Below are 24,068 nucleotides of genomic sequence, written 5' to 3' on the forward strand. Positions count from 1 at the left end.
CCATGATTGACTGTCGTGCCTGTCAGAGATGCTCCCGCCATCAAGGGTCATATCACCAGTTCTACTGCGTCGATGCGCTAGAGAGTGGGACTGATCTGATTGCCATAAGAGTGAAACAGCCATGATCGATTATCGCGCCCGCCTGCGGCCCGCCATCCGGGCGCTGGAGCAGGATCCCGAGCTCTCCATCGAGGCACTGGCGGCGCTGGCCTGCCTCTCCCTCTTCCACTTCCACCGGGTATTCACCGCCGTGGTGGGGGAGGCGCCGGGGGAGATGTGCCGGCGCCTGCGCATGCAGCGAGCGGCCTGGCAGCTGTGCTACACGGATGCCAGCGTCACGGCCATTGCGCTGGGAGCGGGGCTCGCCAGTTCCCAGGCCTTTGCCAAGGCATTTCGCCGCCACTACGGCTGTGCCCCCGGCGAGTTTCGCCGTGACAAGCGCAAGAATGGACACCAGGAGAGCAAGGATGGACACGCCTGGGACGGACTGCTCCCTTATGCTGAAGGCCACTCATCAGCAAGGAGCAACAACATGAAAACCGTCGAGATGGATGCCCGCACCCTGGCCTATATCCGGGTGACAGGCCCCTATGGGGAAGGCTATGACGTGGTCTGCGGCCGCCTGCATCAATGGGCTGCCGCGCGCGGACTCGAGGGCGGGGAGTGGATCTTCATCTACCACGACAACCCCGAGGTGACGCCGCCGGCCCAGTGCCGCACCGACATCGGCATCACTGTGCCGCCCCAGACCCGGGGCGAGGGGGAGGTGGAGGCTCAGCTCATTCCCGCCGGTCGCTACGCCCAGTCCCGCTATCTCATCACGGACAGAAGCCAGTACGGACCGCGCTGGCAGGAGCATATCAATGACATCGTCGCCGCCGGGCTGGAATTTGGCAGTGGACCCTGCTTCGAGCTCTATCACAGCGTGAGCAACGATCCCCTGCGCGACGACGTCAGCTTCTGCTCCAGCGTTAAGGTCTGATAGTCAGGGCGACTGCCTCAAGATAAAAAAGCAGTGGATATACGAGATAAAACCAAGAGGAGCCAGTGATGGCTCCTCTTTGCATTTGCGCTCGCGATCCCGCTTCGGCATGGTCGGCTATCACACCTCATCCATTAGGGAGCCTGTGGGGTAGCGTGGGGTCAGGACTGGCTGGGTACCTTGTCCCGACGGGATTTCCACCACCAGCGCAGCCGGATCTGGGAGATCAGCATACCCGCCAGCATCAGAGAGCAGCCGACGATAGCCCGTTCATCCAGGGTTTCGCCCAGCAGCAGCACGCCACCGATGGCGGCAAACACCGTCTCCAGGCTGAGGATGATGGCGGCATGGGCCGGGTGGGCGCCACGCTGGCCCACCACCTGCAGGGTGTAGCCGATGCCGACCGACACCAGCCCGGCATAGAGCAGCGCCTGCCAGCCCGCCACGGCACCACTCAGGGTCGGGGTCTCGATGAAGAAGGCGGTGGCCAGGCTCAACAGGCCGCATACCACGAACTGCACGCCGGCGAGGCGGATTGGGGCGACCCGGTTCGAGTAGTGATCCAGCAGCAACAGGTGAATGGCCCAGAACAGGGCGCCGACCACCTGCAGCAGATCCCCGTAGCCGATGGTGAAGTCGTCGGTCACGCTGAGGTAGTAGAGCCCGGCCATGGCGATGAGGGCGCCGACCCAGGTGTTGGCCCCGGTTTTGTGGCGCAGCAACAGGCCGATGACGGGCACCAGTATGATGTAGAGCCCGGTGATGAAACCCGCCTTGGCGGCCGTGGTGTAGAGCAGCCCCACCTGTTGCAGGGAGGCGGCGCTGAACAGCACGGTACCGGCGATGAGGCCGCCGGTCAGCAGCAGCCGGCGTTCGCCGGACGATGACCCGGATGGCGCGCTGGGCTGGCGCGACTTGAGCCACCACAACAGCGGCAGCAGCGAGAGGGCGCCGAGCAGGAAGCGCAGGCCGTTGAAGGTGAAGGGCCCCATGTGATCCATGCCCAGGCGCTGGGCCACGAAGCCCAGTCCCCAGATGGCGGCGGCCATCAATAACATCATGTTCGAACGCATACGGATTCATCCCTGAAAAACAGTCACAGCGGCACTCCACGGCCTCTGTCAGTACGATACCCGTCCGCGGGGGGAGTTGTCGCCAGCCATTTTCACTCTTTGATCTGCGGGTGGGGTGGCGCGTCAGGGGTTTTCAGCCATTGGCGAGCTTGGCCAGCAGGGGGATCAGGGCGAGCAAGAGCAGGTTGCCACGCAGGATCCAGACCACCCAGAATTGCTGCTGGATGGAGACCATGGGGGCGCGCCCCTGACGCAGGGAGTGGCGCCAGCGCTGGAACAGCCGGCTGGGGTAGCCAAAACTGATGACCATGCAGAAGAACAGCAGCAGCTTGATGCGATAGCCGGGATTGGCGAGCAGGACGCTCGGTGTCAGATCGTGGTTGAACACCTGCAACACGCCGGTGATGAAGATGAGCAACAGGGCCAGCGCCACCAGGCTGTCCGCGATCAGCAGCTTGCGCACCTGTTCGATGGACATGCCGCGGCGAAACAGAAAATATTCCGACGTCACGGCGCCGGTCAGGGTGATCACGGCACAATAATGGAGCGCCGTCAGCAGGTCCTGGTTCAACATCTGGGCAAATTCCTTCTCGTCCGGCACACCACAAGCTTCCTCTTGGACGCCATTAGGCGGGGCTGATATTCTCACACTACATCGCATCTGACGATAGCCGAGGGTCTGGATTGGCCAAGCACGACACGCGGGTTGATATCACTCAACACTGGTCTCTGGTTGCCAGGATGCGACTGGGGCTGGCATTGCTTTTCCTGCCGGTGCTGATGCTGGGCAGTATCTACTACCTGCACATGGAGCGCAGCCTCCAAATCGATCTGCAGCAGCGCCTGCTCGCCACCAACAAGCAGTTGCAGCATACCTTCATCGAGCCCTACCTCAACGAGCTGGAACGCCAGTTCAATCTGATCTACGACCGGACGCTGGTCGAGGACTTCAGTGGCGGCGGGCTGCGGCACGGGGAGCGCTATCTGCAGGAGTGGGCGCTCTACAAGGGGGTCATGGCCGATCTCGACTCCGCCTATGTCGGCACCGCCAAGGGCGATTTCCTCATCTACCCCAGACCCGAGGTACCCGCCGACTACGATCCCAGAACGCGCCCCTGGTATCGGCTGGCCAGCCAGCAGGCGGGCAAGCTGGTGTGGACGGACCCCTATCAGGGCTACGGTGAGCTGCACGACCAGCTGATGATCTCCCTGGCACGGACCCTGTCCGATCGGGAGGGCAAGATACAGGCCGTGGTGGCCATCGATGTGGTACTGGCCCCCTTCTCGGCCCAGCTGAACAAGCAGCCGGAGGCGGGCTACCAGATGATCATCAACCAGTCCGGCAAGGTGCTGGCCTATCCGGACCCCGCCTGGCTGCTCAAGTCCATGCCCAGCCCCCACTGGCTCTCGCGTTTCGACAGCACAGAGGGCATCTTCCTCGACACCGAAACCCAGCAGTTTGTGGCCTATCGCCGGCTGCCCCACTGGAACTGGGTGCTGATCAGCGTGCAACCGGCGGCCAGCTTCCAGGCCGTGGTGGCGCGCGCCTCCTTCAACGTGCTGGGAGTGTTGGTGCTGGCCTGCGTGCTCTATGCGCTGCTGGCGCTGTTCTGGGCCCGCTACTTCAGGCGCATGCTGGACGAGATCTCCACCATGATCCGCGCCAGCCGTCTGCAACCCGATGATGTGCCCCAGGGCGGCATGCGCGAGCTCAGGCATGTCTATGCGGAGCTGGCGGAGGTGAGCAAGGACTATCACGAGGTGCGCCAGCAGGCCAACCTGGACAAGCTGACCGGCCTCTACAACCGGCGCTTCTTCGATGAGCGGCTGCATCATCTGTTGGTGGAGCAGCAGCCCTTCTGCCTGGCCATGCTGGATCTGGACAACTTCAAACGGGTCAATGACACCTATGGCCACCAGACCGGGGACGTGGTGCTCAAGCGGGTGGCTGCGCTCGGCAACCGGCTGCTGGGGGATCACGGCTGGGTCTTCCGCTACGGCGGTGAGGAGCTGACGGTGCTGCTGATCAACCCGGACATCCACTTCTGCCACCTGCTGCTGGAGCAGTTCCGAGTCGGGGTTGCTTCTCTGGACTGGCGCGAACCCGGCCTCGCCATCACCTTCAGCGGCGGGCTGGTGGCCAGTGCGCCGGGTCTGGATGCCAAGGCCTTGCTGGAGCTGGCGGATGCCGAGGTGTATCGCGCCAAACATGACGGCAAGAACCGTATCTACTTCGGCCAACCGCCGGGATCGGCGGGGGCGTCAGCGCTCAGGATCGCCACACTGAGCAACGAAGGGACCTGAGGGTCCCTTCTGCGTTCAGGCCGTCAGCTGCCAGGCCAGGATCGGCCAGCGCTGCGCCTTGGCCACTTGGCGCAGGCCGGGGGCGGGATTGACCGCATAGGGATGAGTCACCGCCCGCAGCAGCGGCAGATCGTTGTGGGAGTCGCTGTAGCCGTGACTCTCCTGCCAGATCCCGGACTGTCCGGCGAACAGCTGGTTGATGCGGGCCACCTTGCCCTCGCGAAAGCTGAGAGTGCCCCTGGTCTGGCCGGTCAGCATGCCGGCCTCCTCGTCCAGCAGGATGGCGACGCAGTGATCCATCCCCAGCATGCGGGCCATGGGGGCCACCAGGTGCTCGCCGGAGGCGGAGATCAGCACCAGCACATCGCCGCGCTCCCGGTGCCACTCGATGCGGGCCAGCCCTTCCGGGTAGAGCCGCTCCCGCAGCACTCCCTCGGCAAAGTGTTGGCACTGTTGCTCGAGCCAGGCCTGTGACTTGCCCACCAGGGGTTGCAGGGTGAAGGCCATGTACTGGTGCATGTCCATCTTGCCCTGATGGTAGAGGGACATCATGGCCTGCTCCTCGGCCACCATGGTCGCCGGGGCCAGCTCCTCGGCCACCATGTACTCCAGCCAGAGGCTGGCACAGTCTCCGGCGATCAGGGTCTCGTCCAAATCAAACAGTGCCAGTGCCATGTGGGCTCCTTGCTATCAAAACGGGGGATGATGAGGGGCCGCGCTCTGGCCGCGCAACCGCTGAAAAGAGAATGCAAACCATGGGCTTATGCTACCTCACACAGCTGATCCCGGGCCACCGCCAGGGTGACCCTGGTGCCCACCGCCAGCAGATCCCTGGCCGAGCGGTTGAGCACGTCCACCGTCAGCAGCCCGGCCTCGCATTCGACCTGGTAGCGGATGACGTTGCCGAGCAACTGCTGTTGGCGAATGATGCCGGGCAGGCTGTGTTCATGGCCCTCGGTGCCCGCCGGCAGCAGGCTGATGGACTCGGGGCGCAGGGCCAGCCGGCTATGTGTTCGCGGGCCGAGCAGTGACTTGGCCTGCTCGGGATCCAGCAGGTTGTAGTGGCCGATGAAGCTCGCCACGAAGGCGTTGGCGGGCTGGGTGTAGATCTGCTCCGGGCTGCCGCTCTGCACTATGCGCCCCCTGTCCATCAGGAACACCCGATCCGACATGGTCAGCGCCTCCTCCTGATCGTGGGTGACGAACAATGTGGTCAGCTCGAGCCGTTGCTGGATCTCGCGGATCTGCTGGCGCAGGCTGCGGCGGATGCGGGCATCCAGCGCCGACAATGGCTCGTCCAGCAACAGGATGCGCGGTCGTACCACCAGGGCGCGGGCCAGGGCGACCCGCTGGCGCTGGCCGCCGGAGAGCTCGCTCGGGTAGCGCTTCGCCAGGTCTTCGAGCTCCACCAGTTCGAGCACCTCCCGCACGCTGCCGGCCAGCTCCCGCCCCGGCTGGGGCTTCATGCGCAGGCCGAAGGCCACGTTGTCCCACACCGTCATGTTTGGGAACAGGGCATAGCTCTGGAACACCATGCCGATGCCGCGCTGCTGGGGGGCCTGCCAGGTGATGTCTTCACCGGCGACCCGGATCTGGCCGCCGTCGACCGGGGTCAGCCCGGCCAGGGCGCGCAGCAGGGTGGACTTGCCGCAGCCGGAGGGGCCGAGCAGGGTGACCAGCTCCCCCTTGCGGATGCCGAATTCGATCCCCTCGAACACCCGGGTCTCGCCGTAGGACTTGTGTAACTGATTGACTTCTAGATGAAACATCTTGGATCACCGATGGAATCTGTTCGCCGCCCAGGTGAGCAGCAGGGTCAGCAGGAAGTAGCTCATCACCAGGGCGCTGGTGAAGTGCCCCGAGGTGGCGCGCATGTTGTAGAGATAGACCTGCAGGGTCTCGTAGCGGGTGCCCACCAGCATGTTGGCGAACACAAATTCCCCGAGCAGGAAGGAGAGGGACAGGAACAGCGCCGCCAGCAAGCCCTTGCGCAGGCAGGGCAGTACCACCAGCGCGAAGGCGCGGGCGCTGCCGGCACCGAGCAGGTGGGCGGCGTCCATCAGATCCTTGAGGGGTATCCCTTGCAGGTTGTTGGCGAGCGCCCGGTACATGAAGGGCAGCACTATGGTGAACCAGGTGCCCACCAGGATCCACGGCGTGCCGATGAGGGGCAGGGGGCCGTCGGCGTAGATCTGCAGCAGGCCCACCGAGGAGACCACAGGCGGCACCGCGAAGGGCAGCAGGATCAGCAGATTCATCCAGGGATCCAGCTTCGGAAAGTAGTAAGCCACTACCAACACGGTGGGCACCAGCACGACTGTCCCCAGCAGCAGGGTGGCGAAGCAGACCAGCAAACTGCGGCCGAAGGCGGCCAGGAAGCGGGGATCTCCCCACAACTTCAGATACCAGTCGAGGGTGAAGCCGTCCGGCAGCAGGGTCGCCCCCCAGCGGGTGGAGATGGAGTAGATAAAGGTGGCCAGCAGGGGCAGCAGCAGGGTCGCCACCAGGGCGCCAAGCACCCACTTTGGCCAGCGGGGGTTGAGATCACGCATGCTGGTTCCCCTTGTTCACATAGCTTCTTTTCAGCAGCCACTGGTTGGCGGCTGTGACGACCCCCAGCAGCACCATCAGGATCACCGCCAGCGCCGCCGCCAGGTTCGGTTCGAGGAAGATGTCGCCGGAGACCAGGCTGGCCACTCGTATGGTCACCAGGTTGAAGTTGCCGGTGGTGAGGGCGTAGGCGGAGGCATAGGCGCCTACCGCATTGGCAAACAGGATGATCAGGGTGCCGAGCAGGGCAGGGGTAAGCACCGGCAGCGCCACGTGCCATACATATTGCCGCTTGCTGGCGCCGAGCAGGGCGGCGGCCTGGGGCCAGTCATCCTGCAGGGCATCGAAGGCCGGGTAGAGCAGCAGCAGGGCCAGCGGTATCTGGAAGTAGGTGTAGATGAGGATGAGGCCGCTGCCCGAGTAGAGGTTGAAGCCGTCGATCCAGCCCCAGGATTTCAGCAGCAGGGTGATGGCGCCGTTGATGCCGAGCACGATGATGAAGGCGAAGGCCAGCGGCACGCCGCTGAAGTTGCTGGTCATGGTGACAAACGCCAGCAGCAGGCGCTTGATCCCCTCGCCGCTATGACGCAGGGCCGCCGCCCCCAGGGTGCCGATGGCGAGCCCCGCCAGGCTGGCGATGCCGGCGATGCGAAACGAGTTGCCAAACGACTGCAGGTAGAAGGGGGAGCTCAGGATCTCCCGGTAATGGGCCAGTCCCCAGCCGTCTGGCGTCTGGAAGCTGCCCACCAGCACCCACACCATGGGGGCGAGCTGGAACAGTATCATCAGCAGGGCGAAGGGCAGCAGCACCAGGGCGGGCAGCCAGTGGCGGCGGGTGCGGCCCTGGTGTGCGTCTTGTGTTGTCAGGGTGTCAGTGGCGGCGGGCATCATCAGTGCACCTCCCGCTGGTGGCTCGCCTTGAGCAGTTGGGGGCCGCTCGGCTTGTCGTGGGGCACCCCGAGCAGGTCCGCCATCAGGGCACAGAGCTGGGTCTGTTGCAGTGCGGGACCGGCCGGCCACTGGGTCACGAAGGCTTCCCCAAACAGCCAGAGCGGCACGCCGCGCTCTTCGGGCAGGGTGCCACCGTGGCTGAGATCCTCGTTCATGCCGTGATCCGCGGTAATAAGCACCTGATAGCCCTCTCCTAGCCACTGGGGCAGCAGATCTGCCAGCAGGCTGTCCATGCGCCGTGCCTGATTGCGGTACTGGCGGGAATCCAGCCCGAAGCGATGGCCCGCGTCGTCCACCCCCATGGGATGGATCAGCAGGAAGTCGGGGTCGTACTGGCTGCGCAGCCATTCGCCGTCCAACAGCAGATGGCTGTCGGGGTAGCCGTCGTCCCAGTAGAAGCAGCCGTGCTGGATCGGCAGTTGCTCGTCATGGGTGAAGCGATCCCGCAGCGGTTGCCAGGGGCTCTGGTTGTAGAGCTCGCTGACCCAGTGATAGGCCGCAGCGGCGGTGCCTTTGCCGGCGGCGCGGGCGAGATGGAAGATGGAGTCGTGTTGACTGAGGCGGCTGACACCGTTGTGGGTGATGCCGCTCGCCACGGGCGGCACGCCGGTCAGGATGCACTCGTAGAGCGGCCGGGAGAGGGAGGGCAGGGCGCACGTCAGGGTCGTGTAGAGCCCGCGCTCTGCCTCCACCATGCCAGCGAGGTAGCCCATGGTGTGGGCTACCTCGGCAGACAGGCCATCCACAAGTACCACTATCACCTTGTGTTGCACAGGCTGTCCTTATTGCATGTTGATCATGACGGTTTCCTGCCACTGGCGCGGCAGGGCCTTGGAGCTCTGCTCCCAGGCGGCGTGATCCTGCACCGGCTTGGCGTTGGCGTATTGCTCCGCCGGCAGCAGCTTGGCCTTGACGTCATCCGGCAGGGTGACGTTGCCGCGGATGGGGCGGGCATAGCCACGAGCCAGGTTGATTTGCCCTGCGTCCGAGAGGATGTATTCCCGCGCCAGCTTGGCGGCGTTGGGGTTCTTGGCCCACTTGTTGATGATGGTGGTGTAGCCGGCGATGACGGAGCCGTCGCTCGGGATCACCACATCAAACTTCTTGGGATCGATCTGGTCGCGGTAGTTGAGGGCGTTGAAGTCCCACAGCACGCCCACCTCCACCTCACCCTTCTCGATGTTGGCTATGGTCGGGTCGTTCAGCGACAGGCGGCCCTGCTTGGCCAGCTGGCCGAACAGCTCCAGCGCGGGTTTGAGATCCTTTTCGCTGCCGCCGGTGGCATAGGCCGCCGCCAGCACGCCGTTGTTGGCCTGGGAGGCGACCCCCACGTCTCCCAGGGTCACCTTGTAGTCACCGCCGAGCAGGGACTGCCAGCTGGTGGGGGCGGCCTTGACCAGATCCTTGTTGATCAGGAAGGCGATGGTGCCGGTATAGGCCAGCATCCAGTGGCCGTCCGCGTCCTTGGCCCAGTTCGGAATGTCCGCCCAGGTGGAGGGTTTGTAGGGCTGGGTGACCCCCTGCTTGACCGCGACCGGGCCGAAGGCGCCACCCACGTCGCCGATGTCGGCGGTGGCATTGCTCTTCTCGGCGGCAAACTTGGCGATCTCCTGGGCCGAGCTCATGTCGGTGTCCTGGTGCTTGATGCCATAGACACTGCCGATCTGCTGCCAGGTGTCCTTCCAGTTGGCCCAGCTGTCGGGCATGCCGATGCTGTTGAGCTGGCCTTCACCGCGGGCGGCTTTTTCCAGATCCGCGATATTGTCGGCGGCAAACAGCGGTTGACTGATGGCCGCCAGGGCCAGTGCACTTGCGATCACGCTTTTCATCATCCCATCCCTCTGGACTAGGTCAGTTAAGGTTCGAGAGGGATGCTAGAGGGGAAATATGACGGTGGCGGGGCATTTGAATGGCAGTTTGATGACAAATGAGACCCGCGGCCTCTCGAAGGGCAGAGCTGCTTCAAGGTGTGGATAGGGCGGTGGCGGGCGCGTGTGTAGATAGCCGCTTGAAGACTGATGAGCCTGTCACCTGGCTGTCATCCCGCCGGGTTACAACTCATGGCCGAGAGCCGCTGGTCTACTCCAGCCGAATGACTAACAGGGATGTGACAGTGAGAGAGCCGCGACTGAGCGAGCAGGTGGTGGCCGATGGCCGAACCCCCTCCAAGAGTGAACAGATCTGCCAGACCCTGCGCCGCTATATCGGCAGCGGCCAGCTGGGGGCGGGGCAGCAGCTGCCCGCCGAGCGTGCCCTGAGCGAGCGTTTCGCCACCACCCGCATCACCGTCAAGGAGGCGCTGTCCAGCCTGGAAGCGGACGGTCTCATCTACAGAGCCGAGCGGCGCGGCTGGTTCGTGGCGCCCCCAAGGCTCACCTATGATCCCGCCATCCACACCCACTTCCACCAGTGGATCGGCGAGCAGCAGCGGGTGGCCGAGACCCGGGTGCTGGCCCACGGTGGCGCCCTGGCCAGCAGCGAGCTGTGCCGCTGGATGGGGCTGGCCCCCTTCACCCCGCTCTACGAGATCCGCCGTCAGCGGCTGATCGACGGTCGCCCCGTGTTGCACGTCAGCCATCATCTGCTGGCGAGCCGTTTCCCCGACATCGCCAGCGCCCCCCTGGCGAGCTCCCTCACCGAGCTCTATCAGCAGCGCTATGGCATAGGCCAAGGCGGCGCCAGTCTGGAGATCACCCCCTCGGCGGCGCGAGGCCCCATCGCCCGCGCCCTCAACCTGGCACCGGGGAGCGCGGTGCTGCGACTGGTGCGGGTCAACTATGACGAGCAGGGGAGTCTGGTGGACTGCGACATCGAGCACTGGCGGCCGGATGCGATCCGCATCTGCCTGGACACCCGGGCGCTCCTGCCCCCGTTGGGGACGAGAGCGGGAGCGCCAGTGGAGAGTCAGGGGAAGATCCGGGCATGAGGAAGGGGATCCTGTCCTGATGGGGGCAAGGATCCTGTACAGAGAGAGGATCCTCGCGCCCGGCCAGGGGATCAGTTGTCGATATTGGGGATCAGATCGTCGAAGCTCTGGTAGCCGCAGTCCGCCAGTTGCAGGGACATGGTGTAGGTCTTGGTGTGCTCCCGCTGGCCGATGGCGGGGCGGTTCAGTTTGAGCTCCTGATGCCAGTACTCCTTCATCCGATCGATCAGCGCCATGGCCTCGGTCTCGTCCAGATGGAGCTGACAGAGCGCCATGTAGTTGTTGGACTTGTGCATGTTCTCCACCAGATAGTCCCCCAGCACCGCCATGGCCTGGCGCGCCTGCTGGCGGGCGAAGCGGCTGTGCTGCTCGAAGCTGATGCGCTCGCTGATGAGAAAGTGGTAGCTGTTGTCGAGGCCGAGCTGCAGTATGCCGAGCCGCTCCAGCTTGCGCAGGTAGAGGTAGCAGGACGCATCGGTCAGGCCGTACTCCCGCTTCAGATCCACCAGGGCCTTGTCGCGCCAGAAGATGTTGGCGAGGAAGGCGTAGAGGCCAGGCTCCTTGTGGAATGCCTCGTCCTGCTCCTGGGTGAAGACGGCGCGCCGGCTCTGGGCATCCTGGGTGCGATCCAGCAGCTCCTCGAACGACAGGCCCACCAGGTGGCAGAGCTCCAGCAGGGTATCGAACGGCAGGGAAGACTTGTTCATCATCCGCTTGATGGTGGCGATGGAGACGCCCATGGCCTCCGCCAGGGTCTGGTAGCGGATCCCCTTGTCGGTCAGGGCCTTCTTCAGGGTGTCGAGAATCTGGTTGGCCAGGGTCTGGCTGTAGGTCATGCAACTAATCCTTTATCTGCATTTTGTGTCGTGTCAGAGAGTGAGTTCTTTTTTTGTTTTGGGCTCAAGTTTTGACACCTGTCTAGCTTGAGCAAGATAAACCCGCCGGCAGAGACCGGCGTGGCCCGACCAGGAAGGAGGCCGGTGGCAGATAATGACACCTTGCGGTGCATATCCTTCAACCTTTCAACATTTTGCTGGTGATGCACGGCACATCGCACATAATCCGAACCGGATCGGATTCGCGGCCCCTGGGGCCTGGAAAACGATTGTTTGCTTCCAAATTAAGGGTTTTTAAACCGCAAGGTTTTTTTTCTTTCCTGGCATTGAGCGGAACTCGCGAGAGATCCGCTTTTTCTTTTCTCCAAATCTGAGCCCGCCGTCAAGGCTGAGGCGCATCTTTCGATACTTCTCGCTGTCGGCCCTCAGTCGGCGGCCTCATTCCCCCTTGCAGGGGAACAGCTTGGGGATCTCCCGCACCAGCCAGCTCTTGGCCTTGCCCATGGTATCCCGTCGCCAGGCCAGCGCGACCTGGATCTGGTGCCGATATTCGGGCCCTATCACCTTGAGCCGTCCCGCCTTGATGTCCTCCTCGATCCAGCTCTGGGGCATGGTGCCGACGCCGATGCCCGCCAGCAGGGCATCGCGCTTCTCGCTCATGGTACTGACGGTGAGGCGCGGCTGCTTGTCCAGCAGGCGGTAGGTGAGCACCGGCTTGCGCAGGGCGGTGTCGGCGATGGCGATGGCGCGGTAGCGGCGCAGGGTATCGTCCGCCAGAGGCTCGGCCTCCTGGTGCAGCGGGTGATCCGGGTGGGCGACGTAGAGCATCACCTCCTCCTGCAACAGCTGATGCTTGATGCCGGTCAGGGTCAGATCGGGGTTGAGGGAGGAGATGAGCAGGTCGGCGCGGCCATCCTCCAGACACTCCCAGCTGCCCGCCAGCACCTCGGCGCGAAACCGCAGACGGGTGTCGGTGAGCTCGGCCAGCCGCTCCACCAGCGGGTAGAGCGCCTGCACCGGCACCAGGGCATCGACGGCCACCGTGATGTCGGTCTCCCAACCGCGGGCCAGCGCCCGGGTCTCGCCCACCAGATGCTCGGCGGCCTCCAGCAGCACCCGGCCCTGCTCCAGCAGCATGCGCCCGGCCGGGGTGAACTTGGTGCGATGGCCGCTGCGATCGAACAGCATGGCGTCCAGCTCGTCCTCCAGCTTCTGCACCGTGTAGCTCAGCGCCGAGGGCACCTTGCCGAGTTCATCGGCGGCCGCCGCGAAGCTGCCACGACGGTCGATGGCATCCAGCACCCGGATGGCTTCCAGGGTCAGCGCCCGTTCCTTGTTGGTCTCCTTGGCCATATCTACCCTTCAATTTTTTTGAACATGTTTGCCAGATTATCTCGCTAACAACTTAGGGCAAGTGACCTTAATATTCAACCAACGCTTCGGCAGGAAGGCCGAGCGGCCAAATAAGCGATAGTTCAGGACTGTGACACCCAAGATGAGATGTCTGATGTCAGTAAAAGAACAACACTATATTTGAATAACCTCTTGCATGGATGCATTGATTCGGGCCGACCCGGCCTTGGCAATGACATATAAAACAAGAGAGTGAAACATGAAAAACGTAATCAAGATGCTGGCCGTTGCAGGCCTGATGACCGCCGGTGTAGCTCAGGCTGCCGTTCCCGCCAACTTCAGCGCCGCCCCTGGCGTGCTGGTGGTCAACTGGCAGGCGGACGCCGCCATCGACGGCAAGGCCAACCCCATGCTGGAGGTGCGTGACGAGTCCGGTGATGTGCTGGCATCCGTCCATGCGAACCTGACGGGCACCCAGCTGGTACAGATCCCGAGCCGCACCCAGGGCAACCTGACGGTCAGCCTGGGCAACGAGAACAGCAGCTACCGCATCCCGTTCGGTCTGGGTGACGGTCGCCAGCGTTAAGCAACCCTATTGGTACCTGAGGAGCACACCATGATGAAATTGAGAGCCGCAGAAGCGCGAGGCAAGGCCAACTTTGGCTGGCTGGATGCACGTCACAGCTTCTCGTTCGGTCATTACTATGACCCGGACTGGATGGGACACTCTGTCCTGCGGGTCATCAACCAGGATCTGGTGTCGCCGGGTGGCGGCTTTGCCACCCACCCTCACGCCAACATGGAGATCCTGACCTGCGTGCTGAAAGGCACCATAGAGCACAGGGACAGCCTCGGCCATGCCGAGCAGATCCCGGCGGGGGATTTCCAGCTGATGAGCGCAGGGTCCGGCATCCGGCACAGCGAGTACAACCCCTCGCAGACCGAACCGCTCTCCCTGTTGCAGATCTGGATCGAGCCGAACGAAGTCGGCACGACACCGGGCTATCAGCAGAAGAAGATTGAAAACCAGCCCGGACTGACGCTGGTGGCGTCACCGGATGGCGAGGGGGGATCCTTCAGGATCCGCCAGCAGGCGAAGGTATGGCGGTTGCTGCTCGCCGAGGGGGAGACCCTCGAATGGGCATTGCAAGGACGACACGGATACCTGCAATTGATTTCAGGGGAGCTGACTGGCAACGGTCTGGCTGCCCGACCCGGCGATGGCCTGCTCAGTCGTGACGAGCAGCGCTGGTCGCTCAGGGCCTCCCAAGGGAGTGAGGCTCTGCTGTTTGATCTGCCCTGATAAATAAATCTCGGCAAAATGAATGAGTTAACAATTCGGTCTTACACTATTAACGAGTTACTGGTAATCAAAGGAATCTGAAAATGGAAAAGATGAAAGACGTGGCACTGCTGGTGGGTCGTGTATTGCTGGCGCTGATGTTCGTGATTGCAGGCTGGGGCAAGATCAGCGGCTATGCCGGTACCCAGGGTTACATGGAAGCCATGGGGGTGCCCGGCGCCATACTGCCGCTGGTGATCCTGCTGGAGCTGGGGGGTGGCCTCGCCATCATGCTGGGCCTGTTTACCCGTAGCATCGCCGTGTTGATGGGTGGTTTCACCCTGATGGCCGCCTTTATTTTCCACTATCAGCCTGCCGAGCAGATGCAGATGCTGATGTTCATGAAGAACCTCTCCATTGCCGGTGGCTTCCTGGCCCTGGCGGCGGCCGGTGCCGGTGCCTTCAGCCTGGACGCCCGTCTCGGCAAGAACTGGTAAGTCTCTGCAAGTTTAAGTTTTCCAACGCCTTTTGGCCGGTGCAGCTGCACCGGCCTTTTTATTGGCTGCCTTTTGCCGCCCTCACGCTCCGTCCTTGATGAGGCTGTGATCCCCGCCGACAAGCGCCTTTTGCATCTTCCCCCCCGATCCCTGACAATCCCATTTCGTGCGACGTGACGGCGGTCATTGCTGTTTGCCCCCTCACCTCATCCCTTGCATCGTTGAATTGGCGGGACTTGCCCATGTTTACCCTCTACCACTCCAATCAGCTGGATCTGCTCAAAGAGTTGCTGGTGGATCGCATCCGGCAGGCGCCGCTTGCCCACCCCTTCGAGCGGGAACAGATCCTGGTGCAGAGCCCGGGCATGGCCCAGTGGCTCAAGCTGGAGCTGGCCAAGGCATTCGGCATCGCCGCCAACATCGACTTTCCCCTGCCCGCCAGCTTCATTTGGGAGATGTTTACCCAGGTGCTGGCGGATGTGCCTTGCATAAGCCCCTACAACAAGGGGGCCATGAGCTGGCAGCTGATGACCATATTGCCGGCCCTGCTGGACAGACCTGCCTTCGCACCCCTGGCCGCCTATCTGGGGGGCGCCGATCGGCGAGCAGAAGATCAGCCGTCCGAACCGGACCAGGTGCGGCTCTGGCAGCTGTGCCAGAAGGTCGCGGATCTGTTCGACCAGTATCTGGTCTACCGGCCGGACTGGATCGCCCGTTGGGAAGAGGGAGAGGGTCTGGTCGGCACCGGCCGCCAGGAGCTGGCGGAGGTGAGCGGCCAGGACTGGCAGCCGGAGCTGTGGCGCGAGCTGGTGGCCCGCACCCTGGCGCTCGCGCCCAGCGGCTATCACAGAGCCAATCTCTACGAGGAATTTATCCACGAGCTGGCGCGCACCCGGGATCTGCCGGGCAAGCTGCCCCGGCGGGTGTTCGTGTTCGGCATCTCGGCGCTGCCGCCGCGCTACGTGGAGGCACTGCTGGCCCTCGGCAGTCGGGACGAGGTGGAGGTGCACCTGTTCGTCACCAACCCCTGCCGCTACTACTGGGGGGATCTGCTCGATCGCAAGACGCTGGCGCGACTCGCCAACAAACTCAAGCCCGGCACCGACATAGAGGCGTTGCAGGGCCCGGCCAACCCGCTGCTCGCCTCCATGGGCAAGCTGGGGCGGGACTATCTGCACCAGCTGATGGAGCTGGAGGTGCCGCAGATAGAGGCCTTCGTCGATATCGACGAAACCAGCTTGCTGCATTGCATCCAGAAGGACGTGCTGGAGCTGGGATCCCGAGGGGAGGGTCAGTTCGAACTGGACAGCAGCCATCACAAGAGCCCCATCAATCCGGCGGATGGATCCCTGCAGATCCACGCCTGCCACGGCCCCATGCGCGAGCTGGAGGTGCTGCACGATCGACTGCTGGCGCTGTTCGAGCAAGACTCCAGCCTCACCCCGAAAGACGTGGTGGTGATGATGCCGGACGTGAACAGCTACGGCCCCTATATCCAGGCGGTCTTCGGCAAGGAGAAGCCGGGGGCGCGCGGGCACATCCCGTTCGCGGTGTCGGACAGGGCCGCCAGCCAGGAGAGCCCGTTGCTGCAAAGCTTTCTCGCTCTGCTCGGGCTGCCGAACGCCCGCTTCGGTGCGGGGGAGCTGCTCGCCATCCTGGAAGTGCCCGCCGTGCTACGCCGCTTCGAGCTCGATGACGACGAGTTCAACCAGCTGCGGCGCTGGGTGCAGGAGACTGGCATCCGCTGGGGGCTGGACGATGCCTATCCCACCCGCTTCGCGCTGCCGCCGCTGTCCGGCAACAGCTGGCTGTTCGGCCTGCGTCGCATGTTGCTCGGCTTCGCCATGGGAGACGGGGAGCCGGTGGACGGCATACTGCCTTACGCTGACATCGAGGGTCAGCAGGGCCTGGCCCTCGGCAAGCTGGCCTGGTTTGTGGATTCCCTCGCCGAATTCCTGCCGCGCCTGCAACAGGCGCAGCGTCTGGGGGACTGGGTCGCCTGTCTCAACGCGCTGCTCGAGCGCTTCTACCTCGCCGATGAGGACGAAGAGCGGCTGCTGCAGCTCATCCGCACTGCCCTTGCGGACTGGCAAGAGGGGCTGGCCGAGGCGCGTTTCGAGCAGCCCATCAGCCCCGAGCTGCTACGGGATTACCTCGGCAGCGTGCTGGGGGAGTCGCGCTCCAGCCAGCGCTTCCTCGCCGGTCAGGTGAACTTCTGCACCCTGATGCCGATGCGCTCCATCCCCTTCCGCCAGGTCTGCCTGCTCGGCATGAACGACGGCGTCTATCCGCGCACTCTGGCCCCCATGGGCTTCGATCTGATGGCGGTAGCCTCCCGGCGCGGCGATCGATCCCGGCGGGACGATGACCGCTACCTCTTCCTCGAGGCGCTGCTCAGCGCCCAGCAGGGGCTCTATATCAGCTATCAGGGGTTCAGCGCCGAAGACAACAGCGAGAAGGTACCCTCCGTGTTGCTGGCGGAGCTCATCGACTATGTGCGCCAGGGCTTCGTGCTGGCGGGGGACGAGGCGCTCGATGACGAGACCTCGGGGGAGCGGCTGCTCAAACACCTGATCATCGAACACCCGCTCACCCCTTACAGCCACAGCTACTTCTATCCCGAACCGGGGTCGCGGCTGTTCACCTATGCCGCCGACTGGCTGCCGGCCCTCAATCCCGTGCCGGGGGCAAGCAACTTCCAGAGCGGCGAGCTCCCGTTACCGCCCGAATGGGGCAAGGAGCAGGGGCTGGAGCTGGCCGAGCTGCTGCGCTTCTATCGTCAGCCCGCCAGGTACTTCCTCAATCGCCGCCTCAAGGTGTGGTTCGAACTCAACGAGGCGAACATCGAGGACAGCGAGCCGTTCGAACTGGACGGCCTGCAACATTATCAGCTCAAAGCCCTGCTGCTGGATGCCCACCTCGACGAGGGCAGCAGTGACGTGCGGCGCGAGCGGTTGCGGCTCAGCGGCCAGCTGCCACAAGGCTGGTTCGGCAACCTGCTGCTGGACGATCTGGACGAGCAGATGGGCGGCCTGGCCGCGCGGCTGCGACCCTGGATTGCCGGTGAGGGGGAGGATGAAAAACGGGCGGTGGAGATCGACATCGCCCTGGCCCAGGGTCAGCTGCAGGGCTGGATTGATACCCAGAAGGGCCGGGCTCTGGTGATCAAACCCGGCAGCTTCAACGGCAAGGATCTGCTGCTGGGCTGGGTGCAACACCTCTGCCTCTGCCTGAGCGATTCCCCCGGCGACACCCTGCTGTTCGATGCCAAGCAGAGCTGGCGGCTGCCGGTGCTGCCCGCCGACGAGGCACGTCCCAGACTGGCGGCGCTGGTGGCGCTCTGGCAGCAGGGGATGAAGCGGCCGCTGCCCTTCTTCCCCAACACCGCCTGGGAGTGGCTCAAGGCGATGGAGAAGGATCCCGACAAACCGGAGGCCGCCGACAAGGTGGCGCTTGCCCGTTTCAACGGCGGCTACATGGTCACAGGGGAAGGGGAGGACGTCTACGTCGCCCGCTGCTTCCCCGAGCTCAACGATGAGGTGCTGACCCAGCTGCGGGCCCTGGCCCGCGAACACCTGACTGCGCTGCACGACACCCTGGAGGCGCTCCCATAATGGCCAACCCGCTCAATACCCTGCGCTTTCCGCTCCACGGCGAGCGCCTGATCGAAGCCTCCGCCGGTACTGGCAAGACCTACACCATCGCCGGCCTCTATCTGCGCCTGCTGCTGGGCCACGGCCCGCAGATCGAAGAGGGAGAGGACGCGGGCCAGCCCAGCGCCCACGAGCGGCCGCTGTCGGTGACCGAGATCCTGGTGGTGACCTTCACCGAGGCGGCCACCGCCGAGCTGCGGGGGCGGATCCGCGCCCGTATCCACGAGGCTCGGCTCGCCTTCCTGCGTGGCAGCATCGCCGATCCAGACAAGGATCCTTTGCTGGCGGGTCTGCTGGCAGAGGTCGAGGATCATGTCCTGGCGGCCAGCCGGTTGCTCGCCGCCGAGCGGCAGATGGACGAGGCGGCGGTCTTCACCATCCACGGTTTCTGCCAGCGGATGCTCAAGCAGAACGCCTTCGAATCCGGCGCCCTGTTCGAAACGGAATTTCTGACCGACGACAGCCAGCTCAGGCTGCAGGCGGTGAGTGACTACTGGCGCGCCGAGTTCTATCCGGTGGACGAGGCGCTGGCCCGCGCCGTGCGCAAACACTGGCCCAGCCCCGCCGCCCTGCTGCGGGAGATGAACGGCTGGCTCGACAACGGCGAGCTGGCGATCCGCCCCCAGCTGGGGGAGGAGACGCTCATCGAACGTCATCGGGAGGCCATGGCGCGCATCGAGGCCATCAAGGGGCAGTGGCTGGCGCAAACCGACGAGATCCGCCGCCAGACCGAGGGCCAGATCAAACTCTACACCGGCAAGAACTACGAAGGCTGGCTCGCCAAGGTAGGCGACTGGGCGCAGGATCCCGCCAGCGGCTACGCCATCCCCAAGGAGCTGGAACGCTTCGGCCAAGAGGTGCTGGAAGCCAAGCTGAGCAAGGGAAAGGCGCTGCCGACCCTGCCGCTGTTCACTCAAATAGACGCGCTGCTGGCCAGCCGCCCCGGCATCCGGGATCTGGTGCTGCAGCGGGCGGCGCGGGTGGTGCGTGAGCGGATGCAGGCCAGCAAGCGGCAGGCCCATCAGCTGTCGTTCGACGATCTGCTCAAGGATCTCGACGGGGCGCTTGGCTCTTCGCTGGGGGAGCGGCTGTGCGAGCGCATCCGGGCGAGCTACAGAGTCGCCATGATCGATGAGTTCCAGGACACGGACCCCCAGCAGTACCGCATCTTCCACCGCCTCTATGGCGGAAAACAGGATACCGCGCTGCTGATGATCGGCGACCCCAAGCAGGCCATCTACGGTTTTCGCGGCGCCGATATCTTCACCTACATCCAGGCGCGCCGAAATGTGAGCGCCCACTACAGCCTCGGCCGTAACTACCGCTCCAGCGCGGCGCTGGTAGCGGCGGTCAACGGCCTGTTCGAGCGGGCGAAAGATCCCTTCATCTATGAGGCGGATATTCCCTTCCTGCCGGTCGAGGCGCAGGGCAAGGGTCGTGCGCTGATGCTGGAGGGGCAGGCCGCCCCCGTGCTGCACTGCTGGCAGCTTGGCGGTCAGCCCACCTTCAACCGGGGGGAGTACCAGAGCCTGATGGCCCGCGCCACCGCGGCGGAGATCCACCGCCTGCTGAGTCTGGCCCGGGAGGGCAAGGCCCTGCTGGGGGACCAGCCGGTCAAGGCGGGGGACGTGGCCGTGCTGGTGCGCACCGGCGCCGAGGGGCGGCTGGTGCAGCAGGAGCTGGCACGGCTCGCCATCGCCTCCGTCTATCTGTCGAATCGCGAGAGCGTGCTGGCCCAGGTGGAGGCGCGGGAGATCCTGCTGATCCTGCACGCCTGCCAGAACCCGAGCGAGGAGCGCAGCCTGCGGGCGGCGCTCGCCACCGGCCTGTTCGATCTCGATGCCAGGGCGCTGGAGGCGCTTGCCTCGGACGAGCGGGCCTGGGAGAGTGCGGTGCAGGAGTTCATGGAGTACCGCAAGATCTGGCATCGCGGCGGCGTGTTGGCCATGCTGCGGGCCCTGCTGCAGCGGCGCAACCTGGCCGCCTCCCTGCTGGCGAGCCCCTATGGGGAGCGGCGACTGACCAACTTCCTTCATCTGGCGGAGCTGCTGCAACAGGCGAGCTGCGAGCTGGACGGGGAATACGCCCTGCTGCGCTGGCTGGGGGAGGCGGTGAGCCACCCCAACGGCCAGGTGGCGGAGCAGGTGCTGCGCCTCGAATCCGAGCGCAAGCTGGTGCAGATAGTCACCATCCACAAATCCAAGGGGCTGGAGTACCCGCTGGTGTTCCTGCCCTTCATCTGCAGCCACCGCGCCGCCGAGACCCCGCTGTTCCACGAGGAAGTGGAGGGCCAGAACCGCAGCGTCCTGGATCTCACCGGGGCCGACGGCTCCCTGGCGCAGGCGGACAAGGAGCGCCTCGCCGAAGACCTGCGACTGCTCTATGTGGCCCTGACCCGGGGCGTCTATGCCACCTGGCTCGGGCTGGCGCCGGTGCGATCCGGCAATGGCAAGTCGGAGCAGACCGACTTGCACCATACCGCCATCGGTTACCTGCTGCAGAAGGGAGAGGAAGGGGATGCCTCAACCCTGAACACGGCCCTCGGCGAGCTTGCCCAGGGGCTGCCCGGGGTGGCGGTCGGTGAGCCCTCGCTGACCCGGCCGGCCCCGCTGCCGCCGGAGCTGGAGCAGCTGGGTGAGCCCCAGGTGCGCCGCGTTGAGGGAACGCTTGAGCGAGACTGGTGGATCAGCTCCTACTCCGGGCTCGCGGCCCAGGGGCAGGGCCACAGCAAGGGGGTGCTGGCCAATCCCGGCTTCGATGATGAGGTGGTGACCGAATCCGCCGCCGGCGTGACCCCGGAGGAGGCTCCCGAGGCATCCATCTTTACCTTCCCCAAGGGGGCCCGTCCCGGCACCTTGCTGCACAGCCTGTTCGAGACCATCGATTTCCAAAGTGCAGGGGGCGAGGCACTGTGCACCCATATCGCCGAGCTGCTGGTGCGGGATGGCTTCGACCCGCACTGGGCTCCCCTGCTGCAACAGCAGGTGGAGGCGGTGCTGGACACCCCGCTGGAGACAGGGCTTGGGGCGCCGGTGCGGCTGCGGGATCTCGCGGCCGATCGCAAGCAGGTGGAGCTGGAGTTCTTCCTGCCCATGGGGCGGGTGACGGCTCCGGCCCTCACCGCCCTGTGCCAGCGCTTCGATCCGCTGTCGGCCGGCAACAAACCGTTAAGTTTCAGCACGGTACAGGGGATGCTCAAGGGCTTTATCGATCTGGTGTTCGAGTGGCAGGGGCGCTGGTATCTGCTCGACTACAAGTCCAATCACCTCGGCATGAGCGCGGCGGACTACGGCCGTCCGGCGCTGGAGCGCGCCATGTGTGATCATCGCTACGACCTGCAATATCAGCTCTACTCTCTCGCGCTGCATCGGCTGCTCTCCCTGCGGCTGCCGGGCTACGACTTCGACCAACACTTTGGTGGCGTCTTTTATCTGTTCCTGCGCGGCATGCCGGAGGGGGGCGTCTTCCATACCCGCCCGAGCCGGGATCTGGTGCTGGGGCTCGACAAGTTGTTTAGCCAAGGTGTGATGCCCGAGGGTTATCGTTTAGAAGAATCGAACAAGGTGGACGCATGACGGGCACAGACATGATCGCGCGCTTGAAACAATTGGCCCTGGCGGGCCGCATTCGCCAGCTGGATCTGCAATTTTCCAAACTGGTGGCGGATCTCGGTGGCAGTCCCGAGCTGGTGCTGGGGGCGGCGCTCGCCTGCTTCGAGCTGGGCCGCGGCCACGTCTGCCTGCCGCTGGCACTGCTGACACACGACGGCCGGGACAAGGGATCCTGGCGCCCGTTCGGGCTGGATCCGGATCAGAGCCGGGATCTGCTGGGGGATCTGGAAGCTCCAGCCCGCTGGCCCGCCTTGTTTGCGACCTGCCCCCTGGTCGGAACGCAGGAGCATGAAGGGGAAGCCCCCCGCTGGCCGCTGCGGCTGTGGCAGGGGCGGCTCTACCTCACCCGCTACCACGATTTTGAGCTGGGGGTGGCCCGCCATCTGCGCTTCTTGAGCGAAAAGGCCGAATGGCCGGAGATAGCCCCGGCTCTGTCGCGGCTGTTTGCCCGCGACTATGGACTCGTCTTCGGCGCCCTGCTGGACGCGCGCCTCTCCTCCGATTTTTCGGCTCGCCACTTCGTCGAGAAGTATCTGGATCTGGTGTCACCGGCCGAGGTGGACTGGCCTCGGGTCGAAGCCCTGCTGGCCAGCGCCCAGGCGGCGAGCGAGCTGAGCGCGCTCGATGCCCTGGTGCCCGAGGCGCTCTGTTGCAACGGCCAGAAGCTGGCGGCGGCCACGGCGGCGGCGCGCCCCTTCGCGGTGATCTCCGGCGGTCCCGGCACCGGCAAGACCACCACGGTCGCCAAGCTGCTCGCCATCCTGGTGGAGACCGGCCTGCAGCAAGGCAAGGCAACCGCCATCCGGCTGGTGGCCCCCACCGGCAAGGCGGCGGCGCGGCTCACCGAGAGTATCGGCAGCGCCTTGCAGGGGCTGGATCTGGCCCCCGAGGTGGTGGCCGCCATCCCCACCGAGGCGGGCACCCTGCACCGGCTGCTCGGGGTCATCCCCGGTCGCAGTCAGTTCCGCCATCACGCAGGTAACCCATTGCATCTGGACTTGCTGGTGGTGGATGAGGCCTCCATGGTCGACTTGCCCATGATGGCGCGCCTGCTGGACGCCCTGCCCAGGCACGCCCGCCTGATCCTGCTCGGCGACAAGGATCAGCTCGCCTCGGTAGAGGCCGGGGCCGTGCTCGGCGATATCTGCAGCTTCACCGCTCAGGGGATGAGCCCCGAGCAGGCGGATTGGCTCTCCCGCCAGACCGGCTACCGGCTGCAGGGCAGGCCAGCAGGGGCTCCGGTGCGCGACAGCCTCTGCCTGCTCACCAAGAGCTGGCGCTTCGACCAGCATTCCGGCATCGGCCAGCTGGCGCGGGCCTGCAACGGCGGCGATGCCGCCGCGCTGGAGGCGGTCTGGAGTGCGGGATTCAAGGACATCAGCCTGCACCCCTGGGCGGGAGAGGCCTACGAGGCCCTGATTGCCCAGGGGGTGGCCGGTTACGGCGCCTATCTCAAGGCTGCCCGCGAGGGCATGGATCCCGCCGCCGTGTTCAAGGCGTTCAATGGCTTCCAGCTGCTCTGCGCCCTGCGGGACGGCCCCTTCGGGGTGCTGGGGCTTAACGAGCGCCTCGAATTGGCCCTGTCTCGGGCTGGCCTTATTCAGCGCGATGGCGACTGGTATGCCGGCCGCCCCGTGATGGTGGTGCGCAACGATCACGGCATCGGCCTCTACAACGGCGACATGGGGCTCTGCCTGCCCGATGAAACCGGCCGGCTGAAGGTGTGGTTCGAGCAGCCGGACGGCAGTCTGCGCGCCCTGTTGCCGAGCCGGCTGCCACCTCACGAGACCGTCTATGCCATGACCATCCACAAATCCCAGGGCTCCGAGTTTGCCCACACAGTGCTGGTGCTGCCCGACAGCCCCAGCCCCCTGCTGACCCGCGAGCTGGTCTATACCGGCATCACCCGCGCCAAGGCGCGGCTCGATCTCTACGGCGATCGCGCCCTATTGGCACAGGCGGTACGGAAAAAGACCGAGCGGTATTCAGGATTGGCACAGAGGTTGGGGGAGTGAGCGATTGGACGGCGGTAAAGGGATTCGCCGCTGTC

19 protein-coding genes are annotated in these 24,068 nt (G+C 64.7%); 9 read left to right on the forward strand and 10 right to left on the reverse strand.

All coding sequences use genetic code 11. The features are described 5' to 3' along the window. Positions 1–121: 121 nt before the first annotated feature. A complete protein-coding gene (locus tag LG30_RS0105690; RefSeq protein ID WP_033129752.1) occupies positions 122–982 on the forward strand; it encodes an AraC family transcriptional regulator in 861 nt (286 codons plus the stop codon). A gap of 161 nt (positions 983–1,143) precedes the next feature. On the opposite strand, the gene LG30_RS0105695 is transcribed toward LG30_RS0105690, so the two are convergent. Then, a complete protein-coding gene (locus LG30_RS0105695) occupies positions 1,144–2,055 on the reverse strand; it encodes a DMT family transporter (RefSeq protein ID WP_033129753.1) in 912 nt (303 codons plus the stop codon). A gap of 133 nt (positions 2,056–2,188) precedes the next feature. Beyond that, positions 2,189–2,629: a DUF2214 family protein gene (locus LG30_RS0105700; RefSeq protein WP_033129791.1), complete on the reverse strand. Its 441-nt coding sequence runs from the start codon at positions 2,627–2,629 to the stop codon at positions 2,189–2,191. Positions 2,630–2,796: 167 nt separating this feature from the next. Here LG30_RS0105700 and LG30_RS0105705 point away from each other — a divergent pair, with 167 nt between their 5' ends. After that, complete coding sequence (locus LG30_RS0105705) at positions 2,797–4,359, forward strand: sensor domain-containing diguanylate cyclase (RefSeq protein ID WP_052100864.1); 1,563 nt, start codon at positions 2,797–2,799, stop codon at positions 4,357–4,359. Positions 4,360–4,374: 15 nt separating this feature from the next. On the opposite strand, the gene LG30_RS0105710 is transcribed toward LG30_RS0105705, so the two are convergent. The 6 genes from LG30_RS0105710 to LG30_RS0105735 all read right to left on the reverse strand — a co-directional run bounded on the left by LG30_RS0105710 (position 4,375) and on the right by LG30_RS0105735 (position 9,689). Continuing rightward, positions 4,375–5,034 (reverse strand): HAD family hydrolase, encoded by a 660-nt coding sequence (locus LG30_RS0105710; RefSeq protein ID WP_033129754.1) that lies wholly within the window; start codon positions 5,032–5,034, stop codon positions 4,375–4,377. Positions 5,035–5,120: 86 nt separating this feature from the next. Beyond that, positions 5,121–6,128: an ABC transporter ATP-binding protein gene (locus LG30_RS0105715; protein WP_033129755.1), complete on the reverse strand. Its 1,008-nt coding sequence runs from the start codon at positions 6,126–6,128 to the stop codon at positions 5,121–5,123. A gap of 6 nt (positions 6,129–6,134) precedes the next feature. Next, a complete protein-coding gene (locus LG30_RS0105720; RefSeq protein WP_033129756.1) occupies positions 6,135–6,911 on the reverse strand; it encodes an ABC transporter permease in 777 nt (258 codons plus the stop codon). Beyond that, positions 6,904–7,800, reverse strand: coding sequence for an ABC transporter permease (locus LG30_RS0105725; protein ID WP_033129757.1), 897 nt, complete (start codon positions 7,798–7,800; stop codon positions 6,904–6,906). The genes LG30_RS0105720 and LG30_RS0105725 overlap by 8 nt, the downstream gene beginning before the upstream one ends. Next, on the reverse strand, positions 7,800–8,633 hold the full coding sequence (locus tag LG30_RS0105730; RefSeq protein WP_033129758.1) for an alkaline phosphatase family protein: 834 nt from the start codon (positions 8,631–8,633) through the stop codon (positions 7,800–7,802). The genes LG30_RS0105725 and LG30_RS0105730 overlap by 1 nt, the downstream gene beginning before the upstream one ends. 9 nt (positions 8,634–8,642) lie before the next feature. Continuing rightward, positions 8,643–9,689 carry an ABC transporter substrate-binding protein gene (locus LG30_RS0105735; RefSeq protein WP_033129759.1) on the reverse strand — a complete coding sequence of 349 codons (1,047 nt, stop codon included), beginning with the start codon at positions 9,687–9,689 and terminating at the stop codon, positions 8,643–8,645. A 263-nt stretch (positions 9,690–9,952) separates the two neighbouring features. Here LG30_RS0105735 and LG30_RS0105740 point away from each other — a divergent pair, with 263 nt between their 5' ends. After that, the gene (locus LG30_RS0105740; protein WP_052100865.1) at positions 9,953–10,786 is read left to right on the forward strand and encodes a UTRA domain-containing protein; all 834 of its coding nucleotides are present in this window, start codon (positions 9,953–9,955) and stop codon (positions 10,784–10,786) included. A gap of 71 nt (positions 10,787–10,857) precedes the next feature. Here the strand turns inward: LG30_RS0105740 and LG30_RS0105745 are convergent, their stop codons facing one another. Both LG30_RS0105745 and LG30_RS0105750 read right to left on the reverse strand, forming a co-directional pair. Continuing rightward, the gene (locus LG30_RS0105745) at positions 10,858–11,622 is read right to left on the reverse strand and encodes a helix-turn-helix domain-containing protein (RefSeq protein ID WP_033129760.1); all 765 of its coding nucleotides are present in this window, start codon (positions 11,620–11,622) and stop codon (positions 10,858–10,860) included. Between the two features lie 438 nt (positions 11,623–12,060). Next, positions 12,061–12,975: a LysR family transcriptional regulator gene (locus LG30_RS0105750; protein ID WP_033129761.1), complete on the reverse strand. Its 915-nt coding sequence runs from the start codon at positions 12,973–12,975 to the stop codon at positions 12,061–12,063. Positions 12,976–13,234: 259 nt separating this feature from the next. Between LG30_RS0105750 and LG30_RS0105755 the strand changes: the two genes are divergently transcribed. The 6 genes from LG30_RS0105755 (at position 13,235) to recD (ending at position 24,033) form a co-directional block, all read left to right on the forward strand. Beyond that, positions 13,235–13,561, forward strand: a complete 327-nt coding sequence (locus LG30_RS0105755; RefSeq protein WP_033129762.1) for a hypothetical protein — start codon at positions 13,235–13,237, stop codon at positions 13,559–13,561. Between the two features lie 30 nt (positions 13,562–13,591). Further along, positions 13,592–14,278, forward strand: coding sequence for a pirin family protein (locus LG30_RS0105760; RefSeq protein WP_033129763.1), 687 nt, complete (start codon positions 13,592–13,594; stop codon positions 14,276–14,278). Between the two features lie 83 nt (positions 14,279–14,361). Next, on the forward strand, positions 14,362–14,754 hold the full coding sequence (locus LG30_RS0105765; protein WP_033129764.1) for a DoxX family protein: 393 nt from the start codon (positions 14,362–14,364) through the stop codon (positions 14,752–14,754). Between the two features lie 242 nt (positions 14,755–14,996). Then, positions 14,997–18,368 carry an exodeoxyribonuclease V subunit gamma gene (gene recC / locus LG30_RS0105770; protein WP_033129765.1) on the forward strand — a complete coding sequence of 1,124 codons (3,372 nt, stop codon included), beginning with the start codon at positions 14,997–14,999 and terminating at the stop codon, positions 18,366–18,368. Next, positions 18,368–21,982 carry an exodeoxyribonuclease V subunit beta gene (recB, locus tag LG30_RS0105775; RefSeq protein WP_033129766.1) on the forward strand — a complete coding sequence of 1,205 codons (3,615 nt, stop codon included), beginning with the start codon at positions 18,368–18,370 and terminating at the stop codon, positions 21,980–21,982. The genes recC and recB overlap by 1 nt, the downstream gene beginning before the upstream one ends. Further along, entirely contained in the window at positions 21,979–24,033 is a 2,055-nt protein-coding gene (gene recD / locus LG30_RS0105780) for an exodeoxyribonuclease V subunit alpha (protein ID WP_033129767.1), read from the forward strand. The genes recB and recD overlap by 4 nt, the downstream gene beginning before the upstream one ends. Positions 24,034–24,068: the final 35 nt, after the last annotated feature.

The sequence above is a fragment of the Aeromonas aquatica genome, assembly GCF_000764655.1.
Taxonomy (GTDB): Bacteria; Pseudomonadota; Gammaproteobacteria; order Enterobacterales; family Aeromonadaceae; genus Aeromonas; species Aeromonas aquatica.